At 64.5% G+C, this 18,597-nt stretch carries 17 protein-coding genes; 7 read left to right on the top strand and 10 right to left on the bottom strand.

Going from position 1 to position 18,597, the window contains the following annotated elements; genetic code table 11:
• The first annotated feature begins 29 nt into the window (after positions 1 to 29).
• Entirely contained in the window at positions 30 to 722 is a 693-nt protein-coding gene (locus tag QFZ30_RS14700; protein WP_307077414.1) for a hypothetical protein, read from the top strand.
• A gap of 72 nt (positions 723 to 794) precedes the next feature.
• Positions 795 to 2,105 (top strand): cell division protein PerM, encoded by a 1,311-nt coding sequence (locus tag QFZ30_RS14695; RefSeq protein ID WP_307077412.1) that lies wholly within the window; start codon positions 795 to 797, stop codon positions 2,103 to 2,105.
• Between the two features lie 30 nt (positions 2,106 to 2,135).
• Here QFZ30_RS14695 and QFZ30_RS14690 read toward each other — a convergent pair whose 3' ends face one another.
• Positions 2,136 to 2,567, bottom strand: a complete 432-nt coding sequence (locus QFZ30_RS14690; protein ID WP_307077410.1) for a hypothetical protein — start codon at positions 2,565 to 2,567, stop codon at positions 2,136 to 2,138.
• Positions 2,568 to 2,606: 39 nt separating this feature from the next.
• On the opposite strand from QFZ30_RS14690, the gene purN reads away from it, so the two are divergent.
• Entirely contained in the window at positions 2,607 to 3,173 is a 567-nt protein-coding gene (purN, locus tag QFZ30_RS14685) for a phosphoribosylglycinamide formyltransferase (RefSeq protein WP_307077408.1), read from the top strand.
• A 475-nt stretch (positions 3,174 to 3,648) separates the two neighbouring features.
• On the top strand, positions 3,649 to 4,278 hold the full coding sequence (locus QFZ30_RS14680) for a hypothetical protein (protein ID WP_307077406.1): 630 nt from the start codon (positions 3,649 to 3,651) through the stop codon (positions 4,276 to 4,278).
• A 60-nt stretch (positions 4,279 to 4,338) separates the two neighbouring features.
• Here the strand turns inward: QFZ30_RS14680 and QFZ30_RS14675 are convergent, their stop codons facing one another.
• Positions 4,339 to 5,691: an MFS transporter gene (locus QFZ30_RS14675; RefSeq protein WP_307077404.1), complete on the bottom strand. Its 1,353-nt coding sequence runs from the start codon at positions 5,689 to 5,691 to the stop codon at positions 4,339 to 4,341.
• Between the two features lie 140 nt (positions 5,692 to 5,831).
• On the opposite strand from QFZ30_RS14675, the gene purH reads away from it, so the two are divergent.
• Positions 5,832 to 7,523: a bifunctional phosphoribosylaminoimidazolecarboxamide formyltransferase/IMP cyclohydrolase gene (gene purH, locus QFZ30_RS14670; protein WP_307077402.1), complete on the top strand. Its 1,692-nt coding sequence runs from the start codon at positions 5,832 to 5,834 to the stop codon at positions 7,521 to 7,523.
• Positions 7,524 to 7,631: 108 nt separating this feature from the next.
• On the opposite strand, the gene QFZ30_RS14665 is transcribed toward purH, so the two are convergent.
• From QFZ30_RS14665 to QFZ30_RS14645, 5 genes are all read right to left on the bottom strand, one after another.
• Positions 7,632 to 8,597, bottom strand: coding sequence for a trypsin-like serine peptidase (locus QFZ30_RS14665; protein ID WP_307077400.1), 966 nt, complete (start codon positions 8,595 to 8,597; stop codon positions 7,632 to 7,634).
• 597 nt (positions 8,598 to 9,194) lie between these two features.
• Positions 9,195 to 9,986: an ABC transporter ATP-binding protein gene (locus QFZ30_RS14660; RefSeq protein ID WP_307080288.1), complete on the bottom strand. Its 792-nt coding sequence runs from the start codon at positions 9,984 to 9,986 to the stop codon at positions 9,195 to 9,197.
• Positions 9,987 to 10,038: 52 nt separating this feature from the next.
• The gene (locus tag QFZ30_RS14655) at positions 10,039 to 10,812 is read right to left on the bottom strand and encodes an ABC transporter permease (protein ID WP_307077398.1); all 774 of its coding nucleotides are present in this window, start codon (positions 10,810 to 10,812) and stop codon (positions 10,039 to 10,041) included.
• On the bottom strand, positions 10,809 to 11,669 hold the full coding sequence (locus QFZ30_RS14650; RefSeq protein WP_307077396.1) for an ABC transporter permease: 861 nt from the start codon (positions 11,667 to 11,669) through the stop codon (positions 10,809 to 10,811). The genes QFZ30_RS14655 and QFZ30_RS14650 overlap by 4 nt, the downstream gene beginning before the upstream one ends.
• A gap of 15 nt (positions 11,670 to 11,684) precedes the next feature.
• Positions 11,685 to 12,692 carry an ABC transporter substrate-binding protein gene (locus tag QFZ30_RS14645; protein WP_307077394.1) on the bottom strand — a complete coding sequence of 336 codons (1,008 nt, stop codon included), beginning with the start codon at positions 12,690 to 12,692 and terminating at the stop codon, positions 11,685 to 11,687.
• Between the two features lie 251 nt (positions 12,693 to 12,943).
• Here QFZ30_RS14645 and QFZ30_RS14640 point away from each other — a divergent pair, with 251 nt between their 5' ends.
• Positions 12,944 to 13,414, top strand: a complete 471-nt coding sequence (locus tag QFZ30_RS14640; RefSeq protein WP_307077393.1) for a MarR family winged helix-turn-helix transcriptional regulator — start codon at positions 12,944 to 12,946, stop codon at positions 13,412 to 13,414.
• Positions 13,415 to 13,591: 177 nt separating this feature from the next.
• Positions 13,592 to 15,811 (top strand): NADP-dependent isocitrate dehydrogenase, encoded by a 2,220-nt coding sequence (locus QFZ30_RS14635; RefSeq protein ID WP_307077391.1) that lies wholly within the window; start codon positions 13,592 to 13,594, stop codon positions 15,809 to 15,811.
• A gap of 163 nt (positions 15,812 to 15,974) precedes the next feature.
• Here the strand turns inward: QFZ30_RS14635 and QFZ30_RS14630 are convergent, their stop codons facing one another.
• The 3 genes from QFZ30_RS14630 to QFZ30_RS14620 form a co-directional block, all read right to left on the bottom strand.
• Positions 15,975 to 16,454, bottom strand: a complete 480-nt coding sequence (locus tag QFZ30_RS14630; RefSeq protein ID WP_307077389.1) for an SRPBCC family protein — start codon at positions 16,452 to 16,454, stop codon at positions 15,975 to 15,977.
• 223 nt (positions 16,455 to 16,677) lie between these two features.
• A complete protein-coding gene (locus tag QFZ30_RS14625) occupies positions 16,678 to 17,172 on the bottom strand; it encodes a hypothetical protein (protein ID WP_307077387.1) in 495 nt (164 codons plus the stop codon).
• The gene (locus QFZ30_RS14620) at positions 17,169 to 18,437 is read right to left on the bottom strand and encodes a serine/threonine-protein kinase (protein WP_307077385.1); all 1,269 of its coding nucleotides are present in this window, start codon (positions 18,435 to 18,437) and stop codon (positions 17,169 to 17,171) included. The genes QFZ30_RS14625 and QFZ30_RS14620 overlap by 4 nt, the downstream gene beginning before the upstream one ends.
• Between the last annotated feature and the right edge of the window lie 160 nt (positions 18,438 to 18,597).

Raw genomic sequence — 18,597 nt, 5'->3', positions numbered from 1 at the left:
CAGCCTTCTTCTGCTGGACTTGGACCCTTATGCGATCCGACCCCCCACTCACCCGAACCCTCCTGGCCGCCGCTGCCTTCCTGCTGCTTGGCGCGGGGTGCAGCATCGCGGTGCCGGAGGGCCGGGCACCGGCCGTGGGCGCACTTCAGGCGAGCGGTCAGCGGGAGGCCCAGCAGCCTGCTGACGGCCCGACGACGGCTCCACCACCGGCGGATGATGCCCCGGCGTCGTCGTCGGCTGCTTCTGCTGCCCCGGCTTCTGCTGCCCCGGCAGGCAGGCCGCTCAACAGGGCCGAAGTGCTCCTGCCCAAGGTGAACGTGAAGCCGTGGCGGACAACGCTGCCGGTGGTGGTGCAGTCGGTGAACAAGGACATGCAGTGTTCCATCGGTACCGAGGGCGCGGCCTGCCACCTGCTCAACGAGGTGCCGCCACGCCCTCCGGACATCAAAGGCCAGTGCAGCGGCCTGAGCCAGTACTACGGCGGCTACGCCGTGGTCACAGTGAGTGCCGGTGCGCAGTACGGGCTGTGCGGGGACGGCGTCTCGCCCATGGAGGCCGAAGAAGTTGCCAGGCCCATATTCCCGGGCCCATGGATGGAGGACGGGCAGACGGTGAGGATCGGGAATATGGTGTGCTCGCGGGATCCGGGAAAGATGGTCTGCGCCCACCTGCGCACCGGCTACGGCTTTGTGATCAGTACGGAGAACTACGAGCTCTGGTGACGCCGGTCTCCTGCGCTGATTGAGCCTGTCGCAAACCGGGGAGGCGGCCCTGCCGTGACACCATGGAACACGATGAAACTGCGCGCTGATCAGACCGGGGACCGTGGGCTTCCCATGCCGTTGTGGCTGCAGGGGGCGCTGGAAACTGCGCAGGCAGCCATCATTTCCGCGCTGGTGGTCCTGGCGCCCATCGTGGCGGTGTGGGCTACGGCAGGCTTCCAGAATTCGGCGTTCGACGTCCTGGCGCGCCTCGGCGGGCAGGCCTGGCTGCTGATCCACGGTGTGCCGCTGGAATTGGCAGCCTCGGGATCCGGGACCGCGGGCAACGCCGGGTCGGGCATGCTGACGCTCATTCCCCTGGGACTCACCGTGGTCCCCTTCCTGCTCGCATGGCGGGCAGGGCGCAGGCTGGCCCGGGCCTCCTACACGGACCAGTTGTGGCAGGCGCTCCTCGGCTCCTGGGTGGTCTACTCGGCGTTCGGCGCGGCCACGGGATTCGTGTGCGGCACGGCCGACGTCGCGATCAACCCCTGGTACGCCATGCTGATCCCGCTGATCCCGTTTGCCCTGGGCATGGTGATCGGCGCGCGGCGGGAGGCCGGCTCCTGGAGCCGGCTGATCGGCGTCGACGCGGTGGCCTGGATCTCGCGTACCAGCCAGCATTCCCGCTGGGCCGGGTCCTACCTTGCGTCAGCCGCGAAGGCCGGTGTTGTGGCACTCGCGGCTGCGCTGGCGTTGTCCTGCGTGCTGCTGGCGGTGGATCTGTTTATCCACTGGAACCTGGTGATAGCCGTCTATGAAGCGCTCGACGCCGGCGCTGTTGGTGGTGCTGCCGTCACCATTGCGCAGCTGGGCTTCCTTCCCAACCTGGCGGTGTTTGCGCTGGCCTGGGTATCGGGGTCCGGCTTTGCCATGGGCGTCGGCTCGCAGGTGGGGCCGCTGGGCACAGCCACCGGGCCGCTGCCCTCCATTCCAGTCTTCGCCGCCATCCCGTCAGGTTCCCTGGACTACGGTTTTGTGGCGCTGGTGGTTCCGGTCCTTGCCGGTGTGCTTGCGGGGTGGTGGTTCCTGCGCGAAGGTGAAAACCACTTCGACGAATGGCTCGCCATCAAGGTCCACGCCCGCTGGTTTACCGCAACCGTGTCCACCCTGGCGCTGGGTGCGCTCGTCGGAGTGGTCTCCGGCCTGCTGGCTGCGGCGCTGGCCTGGCTTGCCGGCGGCTCAGCCGGGCTGGGCCGGCTCACGGACATCGGACCGGACCCCCTCTGGACGGCAGTCTGGCTTGCTGCGGAGGTGGGCATCGGCGTCGTGATCGGTTATGCGGCTGGTCCGTGGCTGGAACGCCAGCAGCAGGTGGCAGAGGAAACGGAACTGGCGCGTTAGCTGCCTGCCTGTCCGCTTGCCCGGCCCGGCTCAGCGTAGCTGCGTTGGCAGCGAGTCCTCCAGCTGGATGCGGCATGCGGACGTTGCCTGGTCCGTGATGGCCTGCCGCGAGCACTCCTGGAACGCACGCACCTGGTCGAAGAACACGGCCGTGGCAAGGATGAGCAGCACCATGACCAGCGAAACCACCAGCCCCGAGATGGTGCCGAACAGGACCAGCTTGGACTCCTTGAGCTTCGCGGCCCGGACCAGCAGCAGGGTTCCCAGGACGAAGCTGGCTGCCGTCAGGATGCCCGCAAGCCAGAGGTAGCTGACGTCCAGCTGGTAGACGAAGAACGAGCCCAGTACCGTGACAATGAAGATCCGGAACAGGTTGCGGGTTGTGCTCAGCGAGCTCTTGGCTGCCTCGCTTAGCGGCGTCTTGGTCCGCTGTTGCCCAGTCGGGTCCGGTGTGGAGTTCATGTTTTCCAGCCTACGCGAGCCAGCCCATAAGCTAGAGCCATGCGCATCGTAGTCCTCGTTTCCGGTACCGGGTCCAACCTCCAGGCAGTCATTGACGCCGTCAAGGCGGGGGAGCTGGACGTGGAGATCGCCGCGGTGGGCGCCGACCGGGAGGGGACCTACGGCGTCGAGCGCTCCTCCGAGGCCGGGCTGGAGACGTTTGTGGTCAACTTCAACTCATTCCCCACCCGCGCCGAATGGGATGACGCACTGACCGCAAGAGTGGCCTCCTACGCCCCTGACGTTGTGGTGTCCTCGGGCTTCATGCGGATCGTCAGCCCGGAGTTCATCGACACCTTCAACGGCAAATACCTGAACACCCACCCCGCCCTTCTTCCCGCTTTTCCGGGAGCCCACGGGGTCCGCGACGCCATGGCTTACGGCGTGAAGGTCACGGGCTGCACGGTGCACTGGGCCGACGCCGGCGTGGACACCGGACCGATCATTGCGCAGGAAGCCGTGGTCATCGAGGACTCCGACACCGAGGAATCCCTGCACGAACGCATCAAGGTGGTGGAGCGCCGCCTCCTGGTATCCACCCTGGCCACCCTCGCCGCCGCCCCGTAGCCCGTTTTCCTCCCTCCCGCCTGTCCTCTCCCAACTGACTCGCATTTAACGTCGCCATTCACGGATTTCAGGACGTTATCTGCTAGCCAGTTGGGTGGGGAAGACCGTCCTGTGGATAACTTCCGAGTCTTCACGGAGGATTTGAAACCATGGGCCATGAGGAATCCGCAACCGTTGCCCCTTGAGCTCGGCGAAAAGCCCTTCACCATATACGAAGCGGCAGACGCAGGCGTCACCGTGGGGCGTCTCAGGTATCGGGGTTTCCGTGTGCCAAGCCGAGGCATGCGGGCCCTGGCGGCCCCGGCGGCCTTGGGGGAGGCAGCCAGGGTTCGGCCGTATACCGTGGTGACGCCGTTCTCGGCCGCATCCCATGCAACAGCGTTTCTGCTGTGGGACCTTCCGGGATTCCTGCCGGGCAGCGACGATCCCAGGATCTACATCTCACGGCCGGATACTATGGCGATTCCGCGGCGGGGTGGCTGGTCACGTAGGACAGTTCTTTGCAGACGAAATCGTGGACCTGCATGGTCTGCTGATCACATCGCGGGCCAGGACGTGGCTGGACTGCGCCCGGAAGATGAGCATTGATGAACTGACCGTGGTTGCCGATCACCTGCTGCGCGTTCCGAGGCCTGAGTTCGAAGGGAGATCTGAGCCCTTTGCAACCCGGGAGGACCTCGCCGACATGCTGGACAGGCATAAGGGGACACCCGGAATCCGGAAGGCGCGCCTTGCGCTGGAGCAGGCCCGGGTCGGATCCGACTCCGCGCCGGAAACCCGACTTCCGCTGGTATTGGAGCGGGCCGGCTTGCCCGAACCGCAGCTGAACGTGCCCCGGGAGCTGAGTGGCGGCGTCGTACGTCAACCGGATCTCGCCTATCCGGAGCAGAAGGTGGCGGTGGAGTACGACGGCGAGGGGCATTCCGAGGTGGAGCAGGTCGTCCGGGACATTGCCCGCGAAGAGGATTTCGGCCGGGCCGGTGGTCGCTCGTCAGAATTTCCAAGCGCCACATGGTCAACGATGCGCGGGCGGGCGCGGCCAAGGTCCGGACGGCGCTGGAGAACCGCGGCTGGATGCCCAACTGACTCGCAGTTAATGTCGTGAAAAGCGTTTTTGACGACGTTAAATGCGAGTCAGTTGGGGAGGAGAGGGGAGGGAGAAGCGTTAGTCGAGGCGGCGCTGCTTGGTCTCGGGCGAGAAGAACGCCATCCACAGCACCGCCACCAGCACCAGCCCGCCGGCCAGGGCAAAGGACGTGGCCAGCCCCAGCTCAGGCCAGAAGTAGTTGGCAAAGATCAGCGGCCCGAAGCCTGCCCCAAGCCGCGAGAACGTTGAGGCCCAGCCAAAGCCGGTGCCGCGCAGCTCGGTGGGGTAAAGCTCGGACACGTAGGCGTAGAGCACAGGGATGGCCACCTGCACCACAAACCCGAACACCAGCAGCCAGAACACCGCGGCAGTAGGAATGTCCACCACAAAGGCCACAATCACCAGGGTCAGCGCGGACAGCGGACCGGTGATGGCCAGGATCCACTTTCGCCCCACCCGTTCCACCAGCAGTGCGGCCACGATCACGCCGAGCAGGCCGACGGCCGCCATGGACGCCGTGGTCACAAACGCCTTGTACTCGGCGAACCCGGCACCGATCAGGATCCGGGGCATCCACGTCAGGGACAGGTAATACACCAGCAGGATGCTGAAGAACAGTGCCCAGGCCGTCGCCGTGATCTTCCAGTTGAACTGCCACACCAGCCGAAGCTGCTGCCAGGCGCTTCCGGCGGAGAGCCGCGGGACGGACTGGGCGTCGGGCAGGCTGTAGGCGCGGGGTTCGGCGCCGGTGGCTGTCACCAGGTCATCGATGACCCTGGCTGCTTCCTCCCGGCGGCCTTTGCGGATGAGGAACAGCGGGGACTCGGGCACGCTGCGACGGACCCAGAACACCAGGAGCGCGGGCAGGACCATGACCAGCATGGTCAGCCGCCAGTCGCCGAACAAGGCCACCAGCGCCGCGGAGACGAATCCTGCCAGCGCGGCACCCACAGGCCACCAGCCATCCATCGCCGTGAGGACCCTGCCGCGCTGCTTCCTGGGCGTGAACTCACCCACCAGGGCGTAGTCCACGGGAATACAGCCGCCCAGGCCGAACCCGGCCATGAAGCGGAACGCACAGAACCAGATGAAGTCGGGGGAGAAGGCGCCCAGGACGGTGAAGAGCGAGAAGATGAGCAGCGTGGCCGTGAACGCCTTCTTGCGTCCGATGGTGTCCGCAATGGTGCCCCACACAAACGCGCCCAGGGCCATGCCGATCAGGTTTGCCGTCCCTACCCACGCAACCTCGCCCGGAGCCAGTGCCCAGTGGGTGGAGAGCAGCGGTATGAGGATGCCGTTGAGGGTCACGTCCCAGGCGTCGAACATAAAGCCGAGGCCGCCGATCAGAAAGATCCGGCCCTGGACCCTCCATCGCCATGGCAGTTCCTGGACCACCTGTTCGCCGCTGGGCACAGTGGTGTACGTATTCATCTCAGCCTCCTGTGAAAACTCTAGCCGGGCCCGCAGACCTTCACACTCCAGCCCGCAAACGGACGCGGCCCGGCTTCACGATAAACTGGCCGTATCCCCACCAACCGCGGCCTGAACCGCGAGATAAGACGGAGACTTTTGTGAGCTTCACGCAGCTTGACCGTGTATCCCTAGACCGTGTTCCCATCCGCCGGGCCTTGATCTCGGTTTACGACAAGACCGGACTGGAGGAGCTCGCCAAGGGCCTGCATGCAGCAGGCGTGAAGATCGTTTCTACCGGCTCCACGGCCAAGAAGATCGCCGAGGCCGGCATCCCGGTCCAGGAGGTCGAGGAAGTCACCGGTTCCCCCGAAATGCTGGACGGCCGCGTGAAGACCCTCCACCCGCGCGTGCACGGCGGCATCCTGGCGGACCGCCGCGTCCCGGCGCACATGGAAACCCTTGCCGGCATGGAGATCGAAACCTTCGACCTGGTGGTGGTGAACCTCTACCCCTTCGTGGAGACCGTAAAGTCCGGCGCCGCACCGGATGACGTTGTGGAGCAGATCGACATCGGGGGCCCGGCCATGGTGCGTTCGGCAGCGAAGAACCACGCCGCCGTCGCCATTGTTGTTGACCCCGCGTTCTACGGCGATGTGGTCACCGCCGCGGCTGAAGGCGGCTTCGATCTGAAGACCCGACGCCGGCTGGCCGCCAAGGCTTTCGCCCACACCGCCACGTACGATAACGCGGTGGCCACCTGGACCGCCAGCCAGTTCCTGGATGAAGACGGCGACGGCGTGATCGACTGGCCGGCGTACGCAGGCCTGGCCCTCGAGCGCTCCGAGGTCCTCCGCTACGGAGAAAACCCGCACCAGCAGGCCGCCCTCTACGTGGACAAGGCTGCCCCGGCTGGCATCGCGCAGGCGGACCAGCTGCACGGCAAGGCCATGAGCTACAACAACTTCGTCGACGCCGACGCCGCCCTCCGCGCCGCCTTCGACTTCTCCGAGCCGGCCGTTGCCATCATCAAGCACGCCAACCCGTGCGGCGTGGCGGTGGGCTCGGCTGATGCCACGGACCCCATCGCCGATGCCCACGCCAAGGCCCACGCCTGCGATCCCGTCTCCGCATTCGGCGGCGTCATCGCCGCCAACCGCACCGTGACCGCCGGCATGGCCCGCACCGTGGCCGGCATCTTCACCGAGGTTGTCATAGCCCCCGGCTTCGAGCCGGAAGCCGTGGAGATCCTGTCCAAGAAAAAGAACATCCGGCTGCTGGCCCTGCCCGAGGGCTTTGACCGCTACCCGGCCGAGATCCGCCAGGTCTCCGGCGGCGTGCTGGTGCAGATCACCGACAAGGTGGACGCCGACGGCGACGATCCCGCCAACTGGACCCTTGCCGCCGGCGTAGCCGCTGACGAGGCAACGCTGGCCGACCTCACGTTCGCCTGGACTGCCTGCCGCGCGGCCAAATCCAACGCCATCCTGCTCGCCTCCGAAGGAGCGGCGGTAGGCATCGGCATGGGACAGGTGAACCGGCTCGATTCCTGCCGCCTCGCGGTTGAGCGGGCCAACACCCTTGGCGTAACAGTGAGCTCGGATGTGGAGGGAGCAGGCGGGGCCTCCAACGCGGAACCCGGCGCTAACCATGCCCCGGAACGCGCCCGCGGCGCAGTGGCTGCCTCGGACGCGTTCTTCCCGTTCGCCGATGGCCTGCAGATCCTGATCGACGCCGGCGTCCGCGCCGTGGTCCAGCCCGGTGGCTCCGTCCGGGACGAGGAAGTCATCGCAGCGGCCAACGCGGCAGGGGTCACCATGTACTTCACGGGTGCCCGCCACTTCTTCCACTAAGAGGTTGAACGGCGACGGCGCCTGTCCCCGCTGCGGGGACAGGCGCCGTCGGGCTTTGACCGACCAGCCAGTTAGGAATCAGTTGTTAGCGTGTCCGGCGAGGCTTCGCTAGGACGCTGCCGCACCTGTGTAGGTCTGCTGGATGACCGAGCCCCAGTATGGGCCGTACATCATGCGTGACCCGCTGTAGCCGTAGCTGTTGATCGAGTTCTGGACGCCATCGGAACCGCTGCCGATGAACCAGGGTCCGCCCGAGGAACCACCGGTCATGTCGCAGCTGATGCCCTGGGTGTTCAACCGCGGGTTGTTTCTGTCGTTGGACGCCTTGCCCGTGCAGCTCTTGAGGCTCTCGCCGTTGAAGGGCGGGGCTGCGGGGTAGCCGTAGGATTTATAGGTCAGGCCCCGTGCCGCGTTGAACTGAACGGCAGAAGCGCCCACGACGTCTGACAGGTACTTGCCGTTGAACTGGTTCATCACCGCAAAGCCGGTGTCGTACTGCATGTCGCCTTTGGCGCTCCACTCCGTGGGCGCATACAGGGCCCTGGCGGTCCACTTGCCGTAGGGTGCGGCGCCGTTCAGATAGGCAGGCACAAACACAAAGTTTGTCGCGAACGCGCCGGGCCCTTCATTGAGGCAGTGGCCAGCGGTTGATACGGTGCTCTTGTTGCCGGACTTCACGGCATTGCCGGAGCAGACGTAGTTCCCGCCGGCCAGGGTGAAGAAGACCTTGCCGATGTGCTTTACCGGGTTCTCGTCCTTGGCAATGGTGGGCTTGCCATTGGTCGCGGTGACCTTGGTGTTGGAGCCCTTCTCCACAGTTCCTGCGCTGGAAGAGTTGCCGCGCTTCAGTGCCTTAGCGGCCAGGACATCACCGGGGATTGCAGCTCGCATCCGCTCTGTGGTCCAGTAGTCGGCCGCGCCGGAGGTGTCCACTGTTGCGCTGGCGACGGACGGGGTTTTCTGATCGTCCGAGGCTGCAGGAGCGGCCGACGCCCCGCCGGCGCCACCAAGAACCAGAAGGGCGGCAGCGGAAAGACTCAAAAGGCTGGTAGCCATCGACCTGATACGTGTCATTGCTGTCCTGTCTCAACGCGTGCGGAGGGCTGCGAGGGCCCCGCCGGGGAACTTACTGAATTTATCCCGGCATGACAGCTTTGTATATAGGAATGACCGTCATATGTGGATACCCATGTGGACACATACGCGGATATATATGTGGAGGGGGGATCCGCTCGTTTTGGGACGTGGAAAGCGGTGCGTCCTCTGGCACAGGCGCCTGCCGAAGGGTACCTTTCTCCTATCAGCATCAGCTTGTCCGACTGGGCTCCGGGCACTTAGCGAATTGGGGCCCACGTCATGTTTCGATTCCGGCAATCCGCAAAAACAGTCCAACCGTGACGGCCGTCAGGTTGCTACTGGCGAAGGTAAACGGGACGTAGTCTCGGAGATCACGTCCACGGCCGAGGCGCTCCAGTTGCGCGACGCGGGTCCTGTCCACACGTTCACGGCTACGGAACTGCTGCGCTTCCGGGACCCCAAGTACGTGCCGTTGTGGCCCAGCGATGGTCCCCGCAGGCGCCGCTGACTGAGATGCACCTCGGCCTGTATTCACCAGTGCGCAGCGGCCTGATTCCAGTCAGCGGCCGCCGTTGCGGGTGAGATTGCTCCGGGTCACGAGACGCTGGCCGCAGGGCGGTGGCCTTTCTTGGCGAGCTGGATCTGCTCGTACACGTGGTGGCGCAGTTCCGTGAACCGGGGGAGGGCCCGCGTGTTGAGCTGGTCGCGCTCCTGGGGCAGGTCGATGATGATGTCCTCCTGGACCACTGTGGGCGAACTCGAGAGGATGATGACGCGCTCGCCGAGGTAGACGGACTCGTCAATGTCGTGGGTGACGAAAAGTACGGTCACGCCCAGCTTTTTCCAGACGGCGCGGATGAGGTCTTCCAGATCGGCGCGGGTCTGGGCGTCGACTGCTGCGAAGGGTTCGTCCATGAGCAGCACCTCAGGCTGGTAGGCGACGGCGCGGGCGATGGCGACGCGTTGTTGCATGCCGCCGGAGAGCTGCCAGGGGTAGGACTGCGGGACGTGGGACAGTCCCACCGCCTCGAGTGCCTCGTCGACGAGGCGGTCGCGTTCGGCTTTGGGTACGCCCTGGTTCTTCAGGGGCAGTTCCACGTTTTGGCGGACCCGCATCCACGGGAACAGGGAACGGCCGTATTCCTGGAACACCACAGCCATTTTCTTCGGCGGGCCGCTCACCCGGGTGCCGTCGAGGAGGACTTCGCCTTCAGTAGGCGCCATCAGGCCGGCGATGCATTTGAGCAGGGTAGTCTTGCCCGAACCCGACGGACCCACGAGGCAGGCGAGCTCTCCCGGCCGCAAATCAAAGGTGAGGTTCCGGACCGCCTCGATCTCGCCGCCGTCGGTCTGGTAGACCTTCTTCAAACCGCGGACGGAGAGCATGGCGGGGGCGGGGGTGCCGCCCACGGCGTCGTCCGCGCTCGCGGACGTCTCACTAACCAGCATTTTCTACCTCTTTCTGACCGTGGTACCAGCGCAGCACACGGCGCTCGGTCCACTGGAAGATGAATGACAGCGCCACGCCTATCAGGCCCAGGACGATAATCCCGGACCACATTTCAGGGATGGCGAAAGAGCGCTGGAACTGGACAATGGTGAAGCCCAGCCCCGACGATGAGGCGAACATTTCCGAAATGACCATCAGGATCAGTCCAATGGACAGACACTGGCGGATTCCGGCCATGATCTGTGGGCTGGCCGAGGGGAGCACCAGGTACCGGATCCGGGCCCAGCCTGCGATCCCGTAGGTGCGGCTGGAATCGGACAGCACACCGTCTACCGCACGGACGCCTTCGATGGTGTTCAGCAGCACCGGCCAGATGCAACCGGAAATGATCACCACTACCTTCATGGAATCGGTGATCCCCATCAGGAGCATGAGCACCGGCACCAGCACCGGCGGCGGGACGGCACGGAAGAATTCCAGGGTGGGTTCCAGCAGTGCCCGGAGCCATTTGACGGATCCGATCAGCAGCCCGGTTGTCACGCCGATTCCGATCGCCGCGATAACTCCGGTGAGCAGTCTTCCGAGGCTGGGCATGACGTCGGTGATGATTCTTTCGCCGAACCAGACGTCACCGAACGTGTCCATCAGGAGGGCCGGTGCGGGGAAGAAGAAGTTGGGCCTTCCCATCGTGGTGGCCCACCAGATGAGGACCAGCAGGAGCGGAAGCCCCACCACATACCCGAATGATTTCGCCCAATTCATACGATCACCTCAGAACGGACTGACGAGTGCCAGGACAGGGTCTTCTTTTCAATGAACCGCATCAGCATGTTGATAAGTACGCCGATCAGGCCCGTTGCCAGCACCAGGGCATACATGCCGGCGATGGAACCGCCCGACTGGGCCAGGGCGATCTCGCGGCCCAGGCCTGGTGAACCGATGATGAGTTCCGCGGTGATCGCCAGGATCAGGGCGACGGCGGCGGCCAAGCGGACGCCGGTCATCAAATACGGCAGGGCGGTAGGGAACACCACGTAGCGGATCCTCGCCATGGGGCCCAGGCCGTAGGACTTGGCCGTGTTGTTGGCCACCATGTCGATATCGGCCACCCCGTAGAGAACCTGGATGAAGACCTGCCAGAAGGACGCGTAGACGATCAGCATCAGGGAAGACTCGATTTTCACGCCGAACAACAGCACTGCCAGCGGGATCAGCGCCACTGAGGGGATGGGCCGCAGGAACTCCACGGTGGAGTTCGTCGCCGTCCTCAGGAAGGTGGACGAGCCGATGAGAAACCCAAGAACGATGGCGGCAATGACGGCCATCAGCAGGCCCAGGAACCAGGCCAGCAGCGTTTCACCCACGCTCACCCAGAAGGCGGTCAGCCCGGAGTACCGCAGCAGTGCGGCTATGACGTCACTGGCCGGGGGCAGGAAACGCGCTTCAACGATGCCAACCCGTGGAATCAGCTCCCAGGTGAGCAGGAACCCCAGGATTCCCACCGGACCCAGGATCCGCTGCAACGGCCACGCGCGTCGGGGAATCCGCGGTGAAATGGCCCTTGATCCCTGTTCCCGGGATTTCAGGCCCAGGGCGGGCGTCTCGATGTTGCCGTTCATATTTTCGTGACTTCTCTATTTGACGGTCATCGCGTTGACGTCTGGATTCTTGTCCACGTAGTTGTACTTGACCATCAGGGATCCAAGGTCCGCGAGCACGGCGGTGGGAACTTTGCCGTCGAACGATTCCATCTTCAGCTTCTGGGCGACGGCCGGGTCCATGTTCATGAACTTGGGCAGGAGGGCACGCACCGCGTCAGGATTCTGTTCGGCCTTCGCCAGCGTTTCTTCCATGGCTTCCCTGAAAGCCTTGACCGTGCCGGCATTCTGCTGCGCGAAGTTGCCGCTGGTGAAACTCACCATCGTTGGCAGGCCCGGAAGGGCCTTCTGGTTTGGACTTCCCACGAGTACGTTTTTGGTGTCTGAGAGCGCTTTGGCCAGGAAGGGCTGCGGCAGCCAGATGGCGTCCACTGATCCGCGGTCCAGCTGGGCCTGCATGTCGGGAAACGGCATTTCGACAAATTTGATCTTGGCCGGATCGGCGCCAGCCTGTGCTGCGCTTTCCATGATGGTCAGGTCGCCTTGGGTCTTCAGCGTGTTGACCGCCACTGTCTTACCTTCAAGGTTTCCGAAGGACGTGATGCCCGAGGCCTGGGCGGCTACAACGCCGTTGATGTCCTCGCCCTCGGTCTTCGAATTGCTGAAGCCGCTGACGATCTTCATGTCCAGGCCCTTGTTCACGGCGAGCATCACGGAGAGAGGATTTCCGACCGAGAAGTTCATGGTCCCCGTGGAGACTGCCGGCAGCATGGCTGCTCCACCTTGCCCGGTCTGGAGTTCAACGTTGAGGCCGTGGTCAGCAAAGATGCCTTCATCGACCCCGTACTGGAGCGCAACAGAAGGGGCTATGGACAGGACGCCGACCGTGATCTTCTTCAGGTCTCCGCCTGCTGCTGTCGAGGAGCCTGGAGAGGAGCCTTCGGCGGTGCTGGCCGGGCCCGAGAGTGAGCCGGAACCGCAGCCTGTGAGTGCCAAGGCCGCGAGGGCGCCGGCGGCGAGCAGTTGAGCGAGATGCCTTTTCATTTTTTGACTCTTCCTTGAGTTCCATGGCTTGCTGGGCCGGACGCTGTTGCGTCAGCCGCCGGGGGTTGGCGGAGAAACGGTAAAGCTAATGCCCGACGACGGCGGGCTGGTTCCGCCGTCGGGCGTCACTAACCATGTGAGTTAGCACACAACGGATGTATCTATGTCAACCCGAATGATTGAAAAAGTCAATAGTTATGTTTTTTCTGTAAACGGATGGTGATAAAGGACATCAACTATAGGATTGACCAATGAACCAGCTCCCCAGCACGGAAGTCTCGCCCCCGGAGGGCCTCGATCGGCTCCTGGATAGCCCGCTTGTGGCCGAGATTGAATTCCTGACCGCCCGGGCACGGGCGATAGGAAGTGCCAAAGCCAATGCCCTGCTGGCGCCGCTTGACCTGAAAATCCGCTCGTATGCGGTCCTGTCGCTTGCCTGCAGTGGGGAAGCACCGTCGCAGCGGGAACTCGCTGAATTCCTGCTGCTGGATCCAAGCCAGATCGTTGCGCTCGTGGACGGGCTTGAGCAACGGGGACTCGTGAAACGGGAAACGGATCCTCAGGACCGCCGCTCCAAAGTTATCAAAGGCACCCCGAAGGGGTTGCGGCTGCTTGCCAAGGCCGCTGAGGCCACGCAGCTGGCGGAGGACCAGGCTATGGCGAACCTCACGCCGGCTGAACGTGCCCAGTTCCGGGATCTTTTGCGCCGCATCGCGTTCTAGGGCCCGAGTGCGCTGACCCAAGGCCAGCAATGGAGTTCCTTGATGTAGCCGCCAGCAGTAACGCAACTGTATTCTGCGCTCCCGGTAGGCGCCGACCCCGCCTCCTCGGGTAAGTTAGACCCGTTGAAATAACACACGACTCCAGCTATACGCATATACCAGGGAGACACCCGAACTATGGCCAAGATTATCTATACCCACACTGACGAAGCGCCGATGCTGGCGACATATTCGTTCTTGCCCATCATCGAGGCCTACGCGTCGACCGCAGGTGTGGAGGTGGAAACCCGTGACATCTCGCTCGCCGGCCGCATCATCTCCGTGTTCGGTGACTATCTCACGTCGGAGCAGCAGATCGGTGACGCCCTTGCCGAACTGGGTGAACTGGCAAAGACGCCCGAAGCCAACATCATCAAGCTTCCCAACATCAGCGCTTCCATTCCGCAGCTGAAGGCGGCCATCGCCGAGCTGCAGGGCCAGGGCTACAACCTGCCGGATTATCCGGACAACCCTGCTTCCGACGAGGAAACGGCCGTCCGGTCCCGATACGACAAGATCAAGGGCTCCGCCGTGAACCCGGTCCTGCGCGAGGGGAACTCGGACCGCCGTGCGCCGCTGTCCGTCAAGAACTACGCCCGCCAGAATCCGCACTCCATGGGCGCCTGGTCCCCGGACTCCAAGACCAACGTTGCCCACATGACCTCTGACGACTTCCGCTCCAACGAGAAGTCCGTGGTCATCGGATCCGAAGGCACCATCGCCATCCAGCTGGTCCGCGAAGACGGCTCGGTCAAAATCCTCAAGAAGGCCTTCCCTGTCCTGTCCGGCGAGGTCATCGACGGCACTGTCATGCGCGCCGCCGCCCTGGATGAATTCCTGGCCGCCCAGGTTGCCCGCGCCAAGGAGGAAGGTGTTCTTTTCTCCGCCCACCTCAAGGCCACCATGATGAAGGTCTCGGATCCCATCATCTTCGGCCACGTCGTCAAGGCCTACTTCACCGAACTGTTCGAAACTTACGGCAAGCAGCTCACCGCCGCCGGCCTGAGCGCCAACAACGGCCTGGCCGCCATCCTGAACGGCCTCGAGGACCTCCCGGAGGACGTCCGCGAAGGTGTCAAGGCCGCCATCAAGAAGGGCCTCGAAGACGGCCCGGCCCTGGCAATGGTGGATTCGGACAAGGGCATCACCAGCCTGAACGTCCCCAGCGACATTATTGTTGACGCCTCCATGCCGGCCATGATCCGCAGCTCGGGCCACATGTGGGGGCCGGACGGCAAGGAGGCAGACACCCTTGCTGTGCTGCCGGACAGCTCCTACGCCGGCATCTACCAGGTTGTGGTGGATGACTGCCGCGCCAACGGTGCCTTCGATCCCACCACCATGGGTACTGTCCCGAACGTTGGCCTCATGGCCCAGGCAGCCGAAGAATACGGCAGCCACGACAAGACCTTCGAGATCCAGGAAGCCGGAACGGTTCAGATCGTTGACGGCGCCGGCACCGTGCTGATCGAACACGTGGTTGCGCCGGGCGACATCTGGCGCGCCTGCCAGACCAAGGACCTCCCGATCCGCGACTGGGTCAAGCTGGCCGTCACCCGTGCCCGGGCCTCCCAGATGCCGGCCGTGTTCTGGCTGGACGAGGAGCGCGCCCACGACGCCAACCTGATCGCCAAGGTGCGCGAGTACCTCAAGGACCACGACACCGAGGGCCTGCAGCTGGAAATCATGTCCCCGGAGAAGGCAACCGCCTTCACCTTGGAGCGCATCCGCAAGGGCGAGGACACCATTTCAGTCTCCGGCAACGTGCTGCGTGACTACCTCACGGACCTGTTCCCCATCCTGGAGCTGGGCACCAGCGCCAAGATGCTGTCGGTTGTTCCGCTCATGAACGGCGGCGGACTCTTCGAGACCGGTGCAGGTGGATCCGCACCCAAGCACGTCCAGCAGCTGCTGAAGGAAAACCACCTGCGGTGGGACAGCCTGGGTGAATTCCTCGCCCTCGCGGTCAGCTTCGAACACCTGGCCACCACCACGGGCAACGCCCGCGCTCAGGTCCTGGCCGACACCTTGGACAAGGCCACCGGGACCTTCCTGCTGGAGAACAAGTCCCCGAGCCGCCGGGCCGGCGAACTGGACAACCGCGGCAGCCACTACTACCTGGCCCGCTACTGGGCCGAGGAGCTGGCCAAGCAGACCGAGGATGCAGAGCTCGCAGCTTCGTTCTCCGCGGTTTCAGAGGCGCTGACGTCGAATGAGGAAACCATCGTTGGTGAACTGGCCGCAGTCCAGGGCGCTCCGGCTGACATCGGAGGCTACTACCGTCCGGACGAGGCCAAGGCTTCCGCCATCATGCGTCCCTCCGCCACTCTCAACAAGGTCATTGAAACCCTGAACTAGGTGGCATGGAGCTGGCAATAGACTGAGCCGGCAGGACAGAAGGCGGCATCCCGGAGACCGGGGCGCCGCCTTCCGCTCTGTCCGTAAGTCTCTGTCCGTACCCTTCTGGCCGTTCTGCCGGTACGCACGTCTCGGCCCGGGGGGCCGTTGCAACGCGGGTGGGTTAAATACCCTCCCGGCCCTCCACCTCGCCGCCGCTGATGCTGTCCCGCCAGGCACCCGTTTCCGCGGGCCGTTCCTCGATGAACTTCTTGAACCGCCTGAGATCGGCGGCAACCTGGTGGGCGTCCAGCCCCACAGTGGCGCCGATGTTCTCCACGGCGGAATCCGGCTCCCAGGTCAGCTCGACGTTGACCCGCGTGTCGGCGGGGCCCAGCGACGCGAACCAGACGCTTCCAGCGTTCCGGGGATCGGTGAGGCTCTCCCACGAAACCCGCCGGTCGGGATCCTGGACCGTGATCTGCGCGTCGTATTCGCGCTTCACCCCGGCGATGCTGGTGGCGAAGTGCACAGTGGCGGCATTCAGCTGCCTGACGGACTCCACGCCGCTCATGAACTGCGGGAAGTCCTCAAACTGCGTCCACTGGTTGTAGGCCTGGCTGAGCGGGACATTGACGTCGATGGATTCTTGAACGGTGGCCATGGATAGTCCTCCTTCAGTCGGCAGGCGCTGGCCTGCGGTTCCGGTGTGCCGGATGCTGGTGCGGCACCTTACCAACGTAACCGGTAGCCGTGGCCATTTGAAGCGGCACGGCTTGAGTCACGCCAAGGCCACTGGAACCTGAGGCCACCGGAACCTGGGGCCACCGGGGTGGGGAGGGCCGCCGTCGTACGCAGTGTACGTGACCCGGCCTTCCCTCGTTGCCTCAGCCGTCTTTTCCCTTGCCTTTGCCCGCGTTGCCGCCCTTGGCGTTGTCTTCCGACGGCGCCGGTGCAGGCACCACGGGGACAGAAGTCTCCCGGGCGGCCTTTTCTGCCGCATCCGCGCCAGCTTTGGCCTGTTCAGCGGCATCTGCGGCGGCCCTTGCCTGAGCCTCCGCTGCAGTCAGATCAGCACGGACTGCGGCGACGGCCGTCATGATGGTTCGCCGGCGGTCCTCCGAGACCCGTCCGCTTGCGGACGCTGCGGACAGGTCCGACTCCAGCCGTTCCAAGGCCTTCAATGCCGCAGCGTGGTCGTTGCCCGCAGCGGCCTGGCCCACGCTCAGCACCCGCTCCTGAAGCTGGCGTGCGGTCTCGCGCTGCAGGCCCGTATCCGGGGTAGCGCAGCCCGCCAATGTTGCTGCGAGAATCAGCGCAGCAGCAAATGGAAGCGCGCGTTGCCGCCCGAAGCGCCAGTGTTTGTCTCCCAGGCGGGTCACGGTTGTACGCTCTTTTGCAGTTCCTTGAGATGGTCACCCAGGGTGCCTGTAACAGTCGGGTAAGGGACGACGTCGGGCGTAGACGATCTGGACAGGCTCGCGGTAAGTGCCGCCATCCCTGCCAGTGCCGTAAGGACCGCCAGTACGGTCCAAAGCCAGATCCGGTTGCTCCTGCGTCTGCCGTTGCCCCTGCCGTTGCGCCTGCCTTTGCCCTTTCGCCGGACCCGGGACCTGGCAGGGCCTTTGTCCGGACGCCGTGAACCTGCTGTCTTTTCGGCCGGGAGCGCCAGTTGACGCAGGCTGGTACCGCCAGAAGGGACACTTGAGGGTGGATCGGAGGCAATGGACGGTGGCCTGAACGGCATGGCAGGCAGCACACGCGTGGTTTCCGGCTGGAGTTCCCCCGGGGTTGAGACCGGCGAGACAAGGGCCTGGCGGAGTGCTATTTCAACGTCCCCGGCTGACGGGCGTTTCAACGGCTCGATGGCCGTCATAGAGCGGATCAAATCAGCCCATTCCGCCGGGACATCGTCCGGGATTTCCGGTGCCCGGTGCAGCCTGGCCACGGCCGACTCCACCGCGTTTCCCGGGTATTCCACTGTGCGCTTGATGCATTCAAGGAGGACCAGCCCCAGGGAGTAGATGTCGGTGGCCGGCGACAGGGGCGAGCCCATGGCCTGCTCCGGGCTGAGGTATGCCGCGGTTCCCACCATGGTGCCTGCGGCGGTAAGCCGTGTTCCGTCCACAATCCTTGCTATGCCGAAGTCTGTCAGCTTGGGCCGCAGCGGCTCGCCGGGGCGGAGCTGTACCAGCAGGATGTTGGCAGGCTTGACGTCGCGGTGGATGATGCCGAGCCCATGCACGTAGGCAAGTGCGTCAGCGATGCCCGCCCCGATCACCGCAAGCTCATCCAAGGGTACGGGGCTGAGCCTGATCCGGGTCCGCAGGTCCTGGCCGTCCACGAGTTCCATGGTCAGGAACGGGCGGGGTTCGTCCGGGATACGACGGTCGATGCCGGCGTCGAACAGTGTCACCAGACTGGGGTGGTTGAGCGTTGCCAGGAGTTGAATTTCGGCTTCCTGACGCTTGAGCTCGTCGGCGTCGGGGGCCTGCGGCGCGAAAAGCTTCAGGGCCACGTCGCGGCCCAGATTCTCATCGCTGGCACAGTAGACGGATGACATTCCGCCGCGGCCGATCACCTCGCCAAGCCGGTAGCGTCCGCCAACTACTTCATTCCTGATGGAGCTGGGCGAATCCGCCACCATGACCTGTTCCTCCCGGTGCGCTACGGCACTGTCCTACCCCAAATTATACGGGCGGGAACGGTGGGTTGTGTACGGTATTCCGGCGTGCGGCGGCCGTTCCGACGGCGCGGCTTGGCTCCCTGATGGCCAACAGGCACACCGGCGGTCCGGCAGCGAGATC

This window comes from Arthrobacter pascens (assembly GCF_030815585.1).
Lineage (GTDB): Bacteria > Actinomycetota > Actinomycetes > Actinomycetales > Micrococcaceae > Arthrobacter > Arthrobacter pascens_A.
The sequence above is the reverse complement of the archived record's forward strand: the minus strand, read 5'-3'. Positions and strand labels throughout refer to the sequence as shown.